Below are 12,591 nucleotides of genomic sequence, written 5' to 3'. Positions count from 1 at the left end.
AACTACTAAAAAGGCCCCGCCGGAAATCCGACGGGGCCTTTTGTTAATGAACTAAGTAAACAATAGATGAGTCAGCTTAAAACGAAAAACAACGCGTTATGCCTTGCAGGGCTTAGCGTAACGCGTTGTTTTAGCTCGGCAATGAAGAATGCAACCGTGGCGTTGTCCCTACAACCTAAGCTCTAGGCCAACTGCATGTCTTTGCCTGGAAGCCACGCTTCGCTTACCGACGCCGACGACGCGGGGCGTCCTCGCGCGGCACCAGGGTAACGTTTTGGGGCTGGCCGTTGCGGGCGTGCACCTCGTGGTCCTCGTAGCCGCCGTAACCATACACCAACGTATTGTCGCCGGCCGGCACTTCAATGCTGTAGTTGCCGTTGGCGTCGGTGCCGGCAACTTTACGCGAGCCTTTCAGCATTACGGTGGCTCCGGCCAGTGGCTGGCCCTCCTCATCGAGAATCCGGCCCGACAGGGTGACGGTTGCAGGGGCAGCTTCGGGGGCAGCCGGAGCGGCTGGTACCGGCTCAATGGCTACTGGCTCAGCGGCAGCCTCCGTGCCGGGAGCTGCTAGGGTAGTTGCTGCTGCAGTTTCGGGGGTAGCAGTAGCCGAGCGGCTGGCAGCCTTCTTGGTAGCGGCCTCCGCATTGGCTTCGGTTTCGGTGGTGGCTTCCTCTTCGGTGGCTGGTGCGGCCTCCTTTTCCCGGTGGCCGGTTACGCTGGCCTCGCCCAATTCCATAATGGGCATGGCGTTGGCGATGCGCCGCGTGGCCTGAGCCGGCAGCAGCACGTAACCCAGCACCACCACGGCCACAATAATTCCAACAATGATTGCCAACCGGCCATTGCCCGAGGACAGCTCGTCTTCTTCGTGGTTCAGGTCTGGCATTAGTTCGTCGTGTTCTACTGGAGTAGGAGTTTTGGCATTCATACAGTGGTTGAGTTGAAGAAAAGGTGTGGAAACGCGTGAGGGCACCAGACAGTAAACCAGGGCAGCTACCGTTAAAGTGCACGCTGGCGGTACTATCGGACTCTAAAGATAGAAGGAGGAAAAGCTGCTAACCTAATTCGGGACGGAGCACACTTTATTTATTTCTCTGTCATTTCAGCAACCGAAACTACCTTTACCTGCGCAAATCGGCAAAAAAATGCCGGCTGGTTCCTGAATTGGGAGCCAGCCGGCATGACGTGTACTACCATGAGGCGGTGCGGGTGCTTAGTCCTCGACGGGCTTGGCGGGGCCGCTGGCAGTCTTTTCGCCAAACTCCTGGTCGCGGGTGCGCAACTGGTGGTCTAGCTCAATGCTTCCCTCCGACTCGAAGCCGGGGCCCTGGGCGTGCTCCCGGCGTCGTTGTGCGTGTTACCGCCCTGGGGTACGCCCTCGGCGCCGCCAATGTGCAAGTTTTCCAGCTGATCTTTCTGGTCGGAGCGCTGGGTGTACCCGCCGGCACCTTGGTTACGATAGGCGGTCGGGTCGTTGCCTTCCTTCCCGTTGCTCATCATCTTTTTAAATTCCTTTTCCTTTTCCTGCTGCTCGCTGTAGGGCGCGGCATGCTCGGTATTTTCGGACAGGTTTTGGTTTTCGTTGTCGTTATTTACTTCGTTCTGGGGCGTTATCATCAGTGTAGGAGTTTTGGTGAGGGATAGTTACTTCATCAGTACGGCTGCCACCGAGTGAGGTTAGGCATAGTGGGTGGGAAGTGATGCGAAAAACCACTTCCCCCACAACGGCGTAGCTTTGCCCAGCTCGGGTTTCTTTTTTCGCTCTGGCCCCGCACTGCATGCACCTCGTTATCATCGGCAATGGCATTACCGGCGTTACCTGCGCCCTCACGGTGCGGCAGCTCCAGCCCACGGCCCGCATTACCCTGGTTTCGGAGGAAAGCCTGTACCATTTTTCCCGCCCCGCCCTGATGTATGTGTACCTAGGCCACCTGCGCCCCCAGGACATCAAGCCCTACGAGGACTGGTTTTGGACGGAAAACCGGCTGGAGTTGGTGCACGCCCAAGCCACGGCCGTGGATGTCGAGCGCAAAACCGTCAGCCTCAGTACCGGCTCTACCCTCCCCTACGACAAGCTCCTGCTGGCTACCGGCTCCGTAGGCCGCCGGGCCAACTGGCCGGGCCAGGAGCTGGCCGGGGTACAGGGCCTAGTAACCCTCCCCGACCTGGAGCGCATGACCCAAGACACGCATGGCGTGCGCGAGGCCGTGGTGGTAGGCGGCGGGCTGATTGGGGTAGAGCTGGCCGAAATGCTGAGCGCCAAAGGCATTGCCGTAACGCTGTTGGTACGGGAAGGTCATTACTGGGCCTCCGTGTTGCCCGCGCAGGAAGCCGCGCTGGTTCAGCAGCAGCTGGCGGCCCACCACATCAAGGTGCTTTACAATACCCAACTCGCCGAAATTCTGCCCGATGCCCAGGGCCGGGTGCGGGCCGTGCGCACCTCCCAGGACCAGGAGCTTACCTGCCAGTGGGTAGGCCTCTCGATTGGGGTGGAGCCTAACCGGCTGCTGGCCCAGGCCGCCGGAGCGGAAACCGACCGGGGAATTCTGGTAGATAAGTTCCTGCAAACCAATTTACCCGACGTGTACGCAGCCGGTGACTGCGCCCAGCACCGCCACCCTGAAGCGGGCGAGGTGGCCCTTGAACAGCTGTGGTACACGGGCAGGCACCAGGGCGAAACCGTGGCCCACACCATTTGTGGGCAGCCGACCCGCTACCAGCGCGGGCCCTGGTACAACTCGGCCAAGTTCTTCGACCTGGAGTACCAAACCTACGGCCGCGTGCCCGCCCACGTCCCCCCCGACGAGCACACGTTCTGCTGGCAACACCCCAGCGGGCGGCACTTGTTGCGCCTGAATTTTCGTTCCGATGCTACCCTGGCCGTTACGGGCATGAACGCCCTGGGCCTGCGCCAACGCCACGACCTGTGGGACCAGTGGCTGCGGGCTGGAACCCCGGTTACCACCGTGCTAGCCGAGCTGGGTGCCGCCAATTTCGACCCTGAATTTTACCGTCAGCACGAGGCCGCTATTGTGCAGGCGTTCAACCAGCAGTATCCCCAGCACCCCGTGGCACTCCGGCGCCGTCGAGGGCTGTTTTCTTTCCATTCCTAGCGGGTAGTAGCTGCCAGCCATTCGGGCGGGGCAGTTCGCCGTTTTCCCTTTGCTTCGTTTCTATGGACTTCTCCAAACTGTACCACCCCAGCGCCCTCAACAGCTTCCAGTACATTGCCCTGGTAGGCGCCGTCATGAGTGGAGCCGCGCAGCTGATTATCCGGGTGCTGGGCAACGCTCAGCCCGAAGGCTATAACTGGCTCTACCTGTGCTGGTTGGGGCTTTATGTTGTTGGCTCCCTGCTGAATCTCTTTGGGAAGCCCCATGATCCGCATCACCACCATCATCACTAACGGCCGCGGCCACCTAGGTTGAATTCTCAGGGCCAGAGTAAACACTATCGGTAGCGCCAATAGGCTATCGGCGGCGGCCCTGGGGTGAAAAGAGTGCCTACTGCTACTGTGGTCCTCCCTGATTGGGACTTCCGCACGAAGTATCCGTTTCCGTTTTTTGCTTTATGTCTACTGCTTCGCTTGCCGCTCCTACCCCACCGGTTACGCCCGTTTCGGGTGTTGAGAAGGGGCTGCTCACCCTGGTTGGATTGGGGCTACTGCTGCTGCTGCCGGTAGCTTTCGACGCGGACGCCGAGCGGGCCCGGTGGTGTCTTTTCGCGGCCTTGGGGCTGCTGAGTGCCGGTACGCTGGGATGGGCCGCATTCAAGTTTGGCCGCCAACCCGCCGGCGTACTCCAGGATAACCTCTGGCTGCGCAGCAGCACCGGCCGCGGCAGCTTGGCCTGGCTCACGGCCGTGGTCCTGACCGGCTTTTACGTGGTGCTCTACTGGTTTAGTGCCGATAATGGGCAGGGCAACTTCGGTCCCCTCAACCAGCTCGTGCACGCCCTCGACCCGCTTAGCCAGGCCCTGCGCCGCCACCCCTCCGACCAGTGGTTTCTATACGGCACATTTTACACCTTGGCCGTACTGGTGATGGGTGGTCGGGCACTCTGGAAATACCGCCACTCGCCCTACCAACTGATTCGCACGGTATCGGTCATGTTTTTTCAGTTGGGCTTTGCCTTCCTGCTACCGGGTCTGATGCTGGCTCTGCAGCGCCCGGAGTACTACTTTAGCTACTTCTGGCCTCTGAAGCAGGACTACCTATTTCCGGGCACAGTAAGTTATCTGCTTAAAGATGGTGGGCCAGGACTGGGCGTGTTTATGGTGTTCTGGGGAGCCGTAATGTCGTTTCTGGCCACGCCGGTGCTTACCTACTTCTTCGGAAAGCGCTGGTATTGCTCCTGGGTATGCGGCTGCGGTGGCCTGGCCGAAACTGCCGGCGACCCGTACCGCCACCTATCCGACAAAAGCCGGGAAGCCTGGCGCTGGGAAGTGCGCCTGATTTACCCCATTTTGGGGCTTATCGTCGTTATTACTGTGCTGTTGTGGCTAGGGGCGGCGGGCGTGCTGCCTAGCTGGTTTACCACAACCCAGCAGTCGGGACTACCCCTGGTGGGCGGCCTGAGCCCGGTAGATGGCCTAGGCAAAGTGTACGGCTTTTTCATCGGCTCTATCTTCGCCGGGGTAATCGGGGTAGGCTTTTACCCCCTGATGGGTAGCCGTGTGTGGTGCCGCTTTGGGTGCCCCATGGCTGCCTACCTGGGGCTACTGCAAAAGCACTTTTCCCGCTTCCGCATTACTACCAACGGCGGCCAGTGCATTTCCTGCGGCAACTGCTCCAACATCTGCGAAATGGGCATTGATGTAAAGCAGTACGCCCAGCGCGGGGAGCCCATCATCCGGGCCGCCTGCGTGGGCTGCGGGCTGTGTAGCACGGTGTGCCCCCGCGGCGTGCTCAACCTGGAAAACGGCCCGCGCGAGGGCCGCTACCAAGGTTCCCAGCTGATTACGGCCGAAAGCCTGCGGATTCTGGACTAAGCTTACCCCCACTACTTGCTGGAAGGTTACGCTGCTTTTCCACGGGAAGAAGCTGTTGTTCTATTACTCTACTTTCCGCTGGGGCGGCAAGGGCACTACCCCGCTTTGCGTAGTGGGAGCAGGCAGTCGCATGCGGTTGATTTTTCGACCAGCCGTATCAGGTGTTACTACCCGCATGGCGTGGGGCTGGGTGTGGTAACTCTCTGGCGCCGTTCCGGAAACGCCGCTTTGCAAGCGCTTCTGCAACAGTGCTTTACTATCTAGCCTGCGGCCGTACGACAAGCGAGTGGGTGGCTGATTCGCTCCTACTTTGAGGCGGGTGTTTTCCTTAGGAGCAGTTATAGGAGATGTTTGAGCTGAGGCTGAAAACGCCAGTCCACCTAAGCAGAGGATCAGAATATTTTGCATAACTGTATCATTATCCAGCAATTAGATCCATACTTAACGCATAAGGTTGCAAGCTACACAGCGGTGGTAGCCTAGACCTGGTGCGCTGCCTAGCGCACAAACGCCAGCAGTGCCGCCAAAAACTGCGGCGTGGCTTCCAGGTGCGGGATGTGGCCTACCCCGGTTAGCGGCACTAGCTTGGCCCCTTTGATTTGGGCGGCCGTCCGGCGGCCTAACTCCGGGTATTGCCCCATACGGGCCAGCACGGCAGGGTTCTTGATCAGGCCCTTGCCCACCACTGTACGGTCGTCTTGCCCGATAATAAGCAGTGTAGGTACCTGCACCCGGCTGAACTCGTAGCTCACGGGTTGCTGATAAATCATATCGAAGGTCAGGGCGTTGGCGCGGGCTACCCGCGGAAAATCGGTGTGGCGGGTTTGGGCCGTTAGGGGTAGCAGCCACTCGTCGTGGGCTTTGGGGTAGCCGTGGGGGTAGTAAGTGGCGTGGTACTTCCGGATGCTCTCCTCGGTGCTTTTGCGCTCCGTGGCCTCGGCCTGAGCGATGGTTTGATAGGGTACGCCCAGGCGGTAATCTTCCAGCCCAATGGGGTTTTCCAGCACCAGCCGCTCCGTGAGCTGCGGGTACTGCAGGGCAAAACGGGTGGCTAGCATGCCGCCCATGCTGTGGCCTACCACCACTACCTGCCGCACGCCCAACGTATCGAGCAGGCGCCGGGTGTTCAGGGCCAATTGATGAAAGGAATAATGAATGTCGGGCTTATCTGATTTGCCAAAGCCTACTTGGTCCGGCACCACCACCCGAAACCCGGCCTCCCGTAAAGCTTTGATGGTTTCGCGCCAGTAGGCCCCAAAAAAATTCTTGCCGTGCAGCAGTACTACCGTGCGGCCATTCGGCTTGCCAGTAGCGGCCACATCCATGTAGGCCATGCGCAGGCGCTGCCCCTCAATCGTCAGCGGCAGGTAGCGGACAGGAAAAGGATAGTCGTAGCCGTCGAGGGTAGCGTTGAGGCTGCTAGGGGCAGTAGCTTGAGCCGCGGCAGAAGTGGTAACGCACACGAGCAACAACAGGCAGTAAGAAAGAAAACGTAACATGAGCCAGGAAAACGAAAGTGAAGCGGTAGCTTCTTCCAACCGTCTTTTCGGCCCGGAGGTTACGCTGCCGCTTACTAGGCTCCCAGGGGCCGCGTTGCTTTAGGCGCAGTTCCAGCACGCGGGTGTCCTCGTTGCTCCAGATAAAGTTGCGCACGTCCTCGATGCGAAACACCACCAGTCCATCGGGCAGGCCATACTCGGTGAAGCATTCCATGAGCACGTGCTCCTGGGTAAGCTGGCGCACGTAGCCGTAGTAATCCATACTCAGGTGGGTGTACACGTTTACTAGTTGCCCGGCTTGGTGGGCCCGTTCCAGCAGCAGGGGCACCGTCAGGTCTTCCTGCTCCAGAAAAGCCGGCGACTTCAGCCCCGCGTATACCTTATCCAGGTTATCGGCCTTGAATTCGACGTGACGGGTATACTGGTCATCGAAATCGAGCTGAAAGACGTCCAGCAGGTTAAAGGACTGAATGGCCGTGGGCATACCGTCGCGGTTGATGATGCGCAGCACCACTACCTCCTCGGAGTAGCTTAGCACGTAGCCCACCGAAAAGCGGGACGGGTCGCCTTGGCTACTACGCACTCCTAACAGCCGCTTTTCCCGCCGGGCGCGCTCAAACACTTCTTGAAACAAACTGGGCATACTAAACTACGATACGCAACTATAATTCCGGTTTCGCCGGCTTCTTCCCGCCTGCCCTGCCTTAAGAGACACCCGGCCAAGCCTTTGCCCGGCTAGGCCGCGCCACAAAAGAAGATTCGCTTGTACTGCCTACGGGCCAAAGCTCAACAGTACGGAGAGAAGCAAAAGTAGCTAATCGGGAAGCTCGGCCCTAGTGACTACCGTCAAGTTTTCGCAGAACTTCCCGGGCCTGGGCTACATGGTCGGTGGCCCGGCTCATGGAATTAAAAATATATTGAATAACTCCCTGTTTGTCGATTACAAAGGTTACACGCCCAGGTAGCAGCCCTAGCAGGGCCCGGGGCACCTCGTAGAGCTTGCGCACCTGCCCGCCGGCATCGGCCAGCAAGGGGAAGGGCAAACGGTGCTTCTGGGTAAACTTTTGGTGGGAGGCTTCACTATCGGAACTCACGCCCACTACTTCCGCCCCCAGGTCCTGAAAATCCTGGTACTGGTCGCGGAAGGAGCAGGCTTCGGCGGTGCAGCCGGGCGTATCATCTTTGGGGTAGAAGTACAGCACTACGCTGCGCTGCCCACGCTGGTCGCGGAGGCGAAAGGTTTCGCCGGTGGTGGTACGGAGGGTAAAATCGGGGGCTTGGTCGCCAATCTGGAGCATAAAAACACGGGTAAAGCCGAAGTATACGGCTAACTCAGCATTGGGGACCATTGTTCCGGGGCCGGAACAAGACGCCCACAGGGGCGCTAGCCGCCAGTGAAGCCCGAAGTTCAGGGGCTGCTGACGGGTAGTGACCGGGTGGTGAGGCTGGAAGCGGGACACTTGCGCATCTTTGCAGGCTCAACCCTGCCCCACCCATGTCTGTTGCTCCTCTGCCGCTGGCCGTCATCGACGTTATTATTCCTGCTTACAACGAAGAACAGTCCATTGCCCGGGTACTGGCCGAAATTCCGGCGGGGCTGGTGCGCGAAGTAATTGTGGTGGACAACAACTCCCGCGACCAGACCGGCCCGGTAGCCGCCGCGGCCGGGGCTACCGTGCTGCGCGAGCCCCGCCCCGGCTACGGCCACGCCTGCCTGGCTGGCATGGCCCGCTGCTACGGCCGCCCCCCGGCCGAGCAACCAGATATCATTGTGTTTCTGGACGGTGATTACTCCGATTACCCCGCCGATATGACGGCGCTGGTGGCCCCGCTACTGCGGCAGGAAGCCGATGTGGTGATTGGCTCCCGGGCCCTGGGCCAGCGGGAGGCCGGCTCCATGCTACCCCAGCAACTATTCGGTAACTGGCTGGCTACTACCTTGCTGCGCTACCTCTACGGAGCCCAGTTCACCGATCTGGGGCCGTTTCGGGCGGTACGGCGCGAGGCTCTGCTTCGCATCGGCATGCAGGATACCACGTACGGCTGGACGGTGGAAATGCAGCTGAAGGCGGCCAAACTGGGGCTCCGCTGCACGGAGGTGCCCGTGCGCTACCGGCGGCGGATTGGCGTAAGTAAGGTATCCGGGACGGTGAAGGGGACGCTGGGGGCGGGCTATAAAATCCTGTGGACTATTTTCCGCTACCTGTAACCCGGCCTCCAGCCTTCAGGCCGTTTTGCGCCAGTGCTGCCTCACCGTTTCCTTTCCTCTTTTTCTTTTCCCTGGCTGCTTGCTACCTGCTTTACAACTGTTGCTGATTGGGTTGTACGGGCTTTGCCTGCTGCTGCTGCTGGGCTTTAGCGTGGGCCAGTGGCAGCTTACTCGGCTGGCCCGCCGGGCCCACGCTGCTCCCCCCAGCCCACCCCCACCTACCCCGGCCGAATGGCCGCTGGTAACGGTGCAGCTCCCCTCTATAACGAGGTATTTGTGGCCGAACGCCTGCTCGATGCCTGCGCGGCCCTGCGCTACCCTGCTGGGCGCCTGCACCTACAAGTTCTCGATGATTCTACCGACGAAACCGTAGCGCTAGTTGCCGCCCGGGTAGCGCACTACCGCGCCCAGGGTGTGCACATCGACCATGTGCGCCGGGCTACCCGCACGGGCTTCAAGGCTGGGGCCTTGGCCTACGGCCTCACCCGCACGGAGGGGGAGCTAATTGCCATATTTGACGCCGACTTCGTGCCGCAGCCCGATTTTTTAGAGCAGGTAGTACCTCATTTCTACCTTGATGAGGCGGAAAATACCCGCACTGGAGTAGTGCAAACTCGCTGGGGCCACCTCAACGAGGAGTATTCCCTGCTGACCTCCCTGCAAGCCTTTGCCCTGAACGCCCACTTTTACGTGGAGCAGGTAGGCCGGCAGCAGGGCGGGCACTTCCTGAATTTCAATGGCACCGGGGGAGTATGGCGGCGCGCCTGCATTGAGGACGCCGGCAACTGGCACGCCGATACCCTGACGGAGGACCTCGACTTGAGCTACCGGGCCCAGCTACGGGGCTGGCACTTCCGCTACCTGCCGCAAGTTGCGGCCCCAGCGGAGCTGCCCGCCACCATGGACGCCCTGAAGTCGCAGCAGTTCCGCTGGACCAAGGGCGGCGCCGAAACGGCTCGTAAGCATTTAGGCGCTGTTTGGCGCTCGGATCAGCCCTTGGTCACCCGCTTGCAGGCCACCTTCCATTTATTGAACAGCACCGTGTTTCTGGCTATTCTGTTGATGGCCGTGCTGAGTGTGCCGCTAGTGTTTATGCGGGCCCGGGTGCCGCAGTTGGAGCCAGCCTTCCAGATGGCCACGGCCTTTCTAGTGGTGCTCGTTCCCCTGGTTTTCTATTTCCGTACGGCTTGGCAGCGGGCAGCCCTCGACCGGCCAGCGCCCCGGCCTGGCTTTATGAGGCAACTGCTTTTGTTTCTGGCGTTTTCCATGGGCTTGTCCTTGCATAACTCCCGGGCGGTTCTGCTCGGGTTGCTGGGGCAGCGCACTGCGTTTATTCGCACGCCCAAGCTGGGGCTGATGCAGCAGCCGGGGGCTTGGCGCGGCCGCCGCTACCGTACCAGCCGCCTGCGCAGCGGCCTGACCCTCCTGGAAGGCCTGTTGTGCCTGTACTTTCTGGTCGGAATAGGAGCGGGTGTGTATCTGCGTGAGTTCGGGCTGCTACCTACCCATCTGCTCCTTGCCACGGGCTACGGCCTGGTATTTTACTACTCCTTGCGGCACGCCGCCTAGCTTTAGAAGCGGAAGCAACTACCACTTCTACGCCACTTGTCTGTTCTACCCAATTGCATGAAACCCGCCGTTCGTATTCTGCTGCTGGGCAGTAGCGCCCTGCTGTACGGGGTGCTGGCCTATGCCACGCCAAGGCCGGAGTTTGGGCAGCTGCTGGGGGTGCTGATTGCGGCGTTTGGGTTATACGGCTGGATGATGCGCGCCGGGCTGCCGCTGCGCCAGGGTTTAGTGGCGGCACTGCTGTTGCGCCTGCTCTGGCTGCCGGCCCTCCCTACCCTCTCCGACGATTACTACCGCTTTCGGTGGGACGGCCTACTAGTTGCGCACGGCGTCAATCCGTATCAGTTCCGGCCCGACGAATTGCTGACGCCCGCGGGGCCCCTCCCGGCCCAACTGGTGGCCGAGCTGTACCCGCGGCTTAACTCCCCGCATTACTACTCGGTGTACCCGCCGGTCTGTCAGGCGGCGTTTGGGGCGGCAGCGAGCCTGTTCCCGACCTCGGCGCTTGGGTTCGTGGTGGTCTTGCGGGTGCTCATTATTGGGGCCGAACTGGGCACCGCTCTGCTGCTGCTGGCCCTGCTGCGGCGGTTTAACTTGCCGGAGCAGCTGGCTTTGTGGTACTTGCTCAATCCCCTCGTGCTAATAGAGCTAACTGGTAATCTGCACTTTGAGGCGCTGGTTATCAGCTTTCTGCTGCTTATGCTCTGGCTGGCTACCCGCGGCCAGCTAGCGCGGGCAGGCGGGGCACTGGCGCTGGCTGTTGCCACCAAACTACTACCTCTGTTGGTGCTGCCCTTGCTGGTGCGCCGTCTGGGTCGAGGGCAACTGCTAGGCTTCCTGGCAGCGCTGGCGGTGGGGCTGCTGGTGCTGTTTGCACCCTTTCTCTCCGTCGAGCTGTTTCGCAATATCGGGCGCAGTCTTACGCTGTACTTTCGCTCCTTCGAGTTCAATGCCAGCGTGTATTACCTACTGCGGGCCGCGGGCCAGTGGTACAAGGGCTACAACGATATTGCCCGCATTGGGCCGGCGCTGGCCTGCACTACGGCCTTGGGTAGCCTGGTACTGGCCTCACGCGAGCGGCAACCCACTTGGGTAACCCTCCCCCGCACTCTACTCCTACTCCTGACGCTGTACTTTCTGCTGGCCACTACGGTGCATCCGTGGTACATCACGCCGCTGGTAGCCCTGGGGGTATTCACCCGCCTGCGCTACCCCGTGGCGTGGTCGGGACTAGCCGTGCTGTCCTACGCCGCCTACCGCACCCCAGCATATACTGAGAACCTGGGGCTAGTGGCGCTGGAATACGGCCTGCTGCTGGCAGTACTAGCCGCTGATGGCTGGCAGGGCCGGTTTAGCGTGCAGCCGCGGCAGGCGTAGCGGCTGCACTATCAGGGGCGGTAGCGGCGGCCGGTGCCACGGGCCAGTACACATAACGACGCACTTGCTTGAGCTGAAGGGTTCGGCCATCCCAGGTGGTTTGACGCAGCAGCACATTGGGGTACTGTTTGCCAAACCAATACACATTTCGCTTTTGATTGGTCAGCGTGACGGTCACCCGCCAGGCAGGCTCGGACGTGTCCGCCGTTAGGGCGTCTTCCGTGCGGATGTGGGCGGGGTAGAGCACCGGCGGCGTGGCCTGGTTGGTTTGCTGCAGCTCGTACACATCGGCCTTGAAGGTGGGAAGGGTTTCAAAGCGCAGACTGCGTAGTGTGTAAGGCAGGGCATCTTCGAACAGCACCACCCGCCGCAGCTGGCGCTGCCCTACCCCCTGACCGTCCCAGTAAGAGTTATAGGTTTGCACGTACTGCATCCCGTCGTCTAGGATGGTCTTAAACGTGTTGCCGCACCACTCCTGCGAGGAGGTCGTGAGCTTGTGAAGCTGGGCCGGCTGGTCGCGTCGAAAGAACAGGGAAGTCAGGAAGTGATAAGGATACTGCTCCGTAGGAATGGTACAGAACTGATTCACCTTCATCACCGGAAACACGTCCTTGCGCTGCCGGTCGTCGGTCTTGACATTGTACTGCTGGCTGAATTCTTCCTTTACCGTGATAAGCGTGTATTCAAACCGGCGCGGCTCCCCGTACACTACCCGCTCCGCCTCGTAGGTAGCCACCTCCGCCTTGCCATCTTCCCACAGCCGATCCATGGCCCATTGCTGGCGCAGGGGCCACCCCGCCGGGTCAGCGGGTTTTCGGTTGCAACTTCCGGGGCAGCCACGGAAGCCGCCGGTTTGCTACCGGAATCAGGGGAACAGGACAGCAGACCAGCGCCCAGGGCGCCGCCCACTACTACGGCAACTATACGCATGCAGGAAAACACTAGCTC

The 12,591-nt window shown here is 60.5% G+C and carries 14 protein-coding genes; 7 read left to right on the top strand and 7 right to left on the bottom strand.

Annotated elements, in window-relative coordinates; translation table 11 throughout:
- Positions 1-223: 223 nt before the first annotated feature.
- Together MUN84_RS21245 and MUN84_RS21240 are read right to left on the bottom strand one after the other, a co-directional pair.
- Complete coding sequence (locus MUN84_RS21245) at positions 224-928, bottom strand: carboxypeptidase-like regulatory domain-containing protein (RefSeq protein ID WP_244695898.1); 705 nt, start codon at positions 926-928, stop codon at positions 224-226.
- A 362-nt stretch (positions 929-1,290) separates the two neighbouring features.
- The gene (locus tag MUN84_RS21240; protein ID WP_244695897.1) at positions 1,291-1,617 is read right to left on the bottom strand and encodes a hypothetical protein; all 327 of its coding nucleotides are present in this window, start codon (positions 1,615-1,617) and stop codon (positions 1,291-1,293) included.
- Positions 1,618-1,778: 161 nt separating this feature from the next.
- Here MUN84_RS21240 and MUN84_RS21235 point away from each other — a divergent pair, with 161 nt between their 5' ends.
- The 3 genes from MUN84_RS21235 to MUN84_RS21225 all read left to right on the top strand — a co-directional run bounded on the left by MUN84_RS21235 (position 1,779) and on the right by MUN84_RS21225 (position 4,989).
- The gene (locus MUN84_RS21235; protein ID WP_244695896.1) at positions 1,779-3,113 is read left to right on the top strand and encodes an NAD(P)/FAD-dependent oxidoreductase; all 1,335 of its coding nucleotides are present in this window, start codon (positions 1,779-1,781) and stop codon (positions 3,111-3,113) included.
- Positions 3,114-3,175: 62 nt separating this feature from the next.
- The gene (locus tag MUN84_RS21230; RefSeq protein WP_244695895.1) at positions 3,176-3,406 is read left to right on the top strand and encodes a hypothetical protein; all 231 of its coding nucleotides are present in this window, start codon (positions 3,176-3,178) and stop codon (positions 3,404-3,406) included.
- Positions 3,407-3,570: 164 nt separating this feature from the next.
- Complete coding sequence (locus MUN84_RS21225) at positions 3,571-4,989, top strand: 4Fe-4S binding protein (protein ID WP_244695894.1); 1,419 nt, start codon at positions 3,571-3,573, stop codon at positions 4,987-4,989.
- 63 nt (positions 4,990-5,052) lie between these two features.
- Here MUN84_RS21225 and MUN84_RS21220 read toward each other — a convergent pair whose 3' ends face one another.
- The 4 genes from MUN84_RS21220 to MUN84_RS21205 form a co-directional block, all read right to left on the bottom strand.
- Positions 5,053-5,235 (bottom strand): hypothetical protein, encoded by a 183-nt coding sequence (locus MUN84_RS21220; protein ID WP_244695893.1) that lies wholly within the window; start codon positions 5,233-5,235, stop codon positions 5,053-5,055.
- 251 nt (positions 5,236-5,486) lie between these two features.
- Positions 5,487-6,488: an alpha/beta fold hydrolase gene (locus tag MUN84_RS21215; RefSeq protein WP_244695892.1), complete on the bottom strand. Its 1,002-nt coding sequence runs from the start codon at positions 6,486-6,488 to the stop codon at positions 5,487-5,489.
- Positions 6,409-7,131: a hypothetical protein gene (locus tag MUN84_RS21210; protein ID WP_244695891.1), complete on the bottom strand. Its 723-nt coding sequence runs from the start codon at positions 7,129-7,131 to the stop codon at positions 6,409-6,411. The genes MUN84_RS21215 and MUN84_RS21210 overlap by 80 nt, the downstream gene beginning before the upstream one ends.
- A gap of 190 nt (positions 7,132-7,321) precedes the next feature.
- The gene (locus MUN84_RS21205; RefSeq protein ID WP_244695890.1) at positions 7,322-7,786 is read right to left on the bottom strand and encodes a peroxiredoxin; all 465 of its coding nucleotides are present in this window, start codon (positions 7,784-7,786) and stop codon (positions 7,322-7,324) included.
- Positions 7,787-7,983: 197 nt separating this feature from the next.
- Here MUN84_RS21205 and MUN84_RS21200 point away from each other — a divergent pair, with 197 nt between their 5' ends.
- The 4 genes from MUN84_RS21200 (at position 7,984) to mptB (ending at position 11,643) form a co-directional block, all read left to right on the top strand.
- Positions 7,984-8,697, top strand: coding sequence for a glycosyltransferase family 2 protein (locus MUN84_RS21200; protein WP_244695889.1), 714 nt, complete (start codon positions 7,984-7,986; stop codon positions 8,695-8,697).
- 79 nt (positions 8,698-8,776) lie between these two features.
- On the top strand, positions 8,777-9,070 hold the full coding sequence (locus tag MUN84_RS21195) for a hypothetical protein (RefSeq protein ID WP_244695888.1): 294 nt from the start codon (positions 8,777-8,779) through the stop codon (positions 9,068-9,070).
- A complete protein-coding gene (locus tag MUN84_RS21190; protein WP_244695887.1) occupies positions 8,974-10,266 on the top strand; it encodes a glycosyltransferase in 1,293 nt (430 codons plus the stop codon). The genes MUN84_RS21195 and MUN84_RS21190 overlap by 97 nt, the downstream gene beginning before the upstream one ends.
- Positions 10,267-10,323: 57 nt before the next feature.
- Entirely contained in the window at positions 10,324-11,643 is a 1,320-nt protein-coding gene (gene mptB, locus MUN84_RS21185; protein WP_244695886.1) for a polyprenol phosphomannose-dependent alpha 1,6 mannosyltransferase MptB, read from the top strand.
- Here mptB and MUN84_RS21180 read toward each other — a convergent pair.
- Complete coding sequence (locus MUN84_RS21180) at positions 11,618-12,412, bottom strand: hypothetical protein (RefSeq protein ID WP_244695885.1); 795 nt, start codon at positions 12,410-12,412, stop codon at positions 11,618-11,620. The two genes, mptB and MUN84_RS21180, sit on opposite strands and share 26 nt — an antisense overlap.
- Positions 12,413-12,591: the final 179 nt, after the last annotated feature.

The organism is Hymenobacter sp. 5516J-16 (assembly GCF_022919335.1).
GTDB classification, from domain to species: Bacteria; Bacteroidota; Bacteroidia; order Cytophagales; family Hymenobacteraceae; genus Hymenobacter; species Hymenobacter sublimis.
The sequence above is the reverse complement of the archived record's forward strand: the minus strand, read 5'-3'. Positions and strand labels throughout refer to the sequence as shown.

Coding starts and splice junctions, on each gene's coding strand:
- MUN84_RS21245 (WP_244695898.1), bottom strand. CDS start 928: ATGAATGCCAAAACTCCTACTCCAGTAGAACACGACGAACTAATGCCA.
- MUN84_RS21240 (WP_244695897.1), bottom strand. CDS start 1,617: ATGATAACGCCCCAGAACGAAGTAAATAACGACAACGAAAACCAAAAC.
- MUN84_RS21235 (WP_244695896.1), top strand. CDS start 1,779: ATGCACCTCGTTATCATCGGCAATGGCATTACCGGCGTTACCTGCGCC.
- MUN84_RS21230 (WP_244695895.1), top strand. CDS start 3,176: ATGGACTTCTCCAAACTGTACCACCCCAGCGCCCTCAACAGCTTCCAG.
- MUN84_RS21225 (WP_244695894.1), top strand. CDS start 3,571: ATGTCTACTGCTTCGCTTGCCGCTCCTACCCCACCGGTTACGCCCGTT.
- MUN84_RS21215 (WP_244695892.1), bottom strand. CDS start 6,488: ATGTTACGTTTTCTTTCTTACTGCCTGTTGTTGCTCGTGTGCGTTACC.
- MUN84_RS21210 (WP_244695891.1), bottom strand. CDS start 7,131: ATGCCCAGTTTGTTTCAAGAAGTGTTTGAGCGCGCCCGGCGGGAAAAG.
- MUN84_RS21205 (WP_244695890.1), bottom strand. CDS start 7,786: ATGCTCCAGATTGGCGACCAAGCCCCCGATTTTACCCTCCGTACCACC.
- MUN84_RS21200 (WP_244695889.1), top strand. CDS start 7,984: ATGTCTGTTGCTCCTCTGCCGCTGGCCGTCATCGACGTTATTATTCCT.
- mptB (WP_244695886.1), top strand. CDS start 10,324: ATGAAACCCGCCGTTCGTATTCTGCTGCTGGGCAGTAGCGCCCTGCTG.
- MUN84_RS21180 (WP_244695885.1), bottom strand. CDS start 12,412: ATGGATCGGCTGTGGGAAGATGGCAAGGCGGAGGTGGCTACCTACGAG.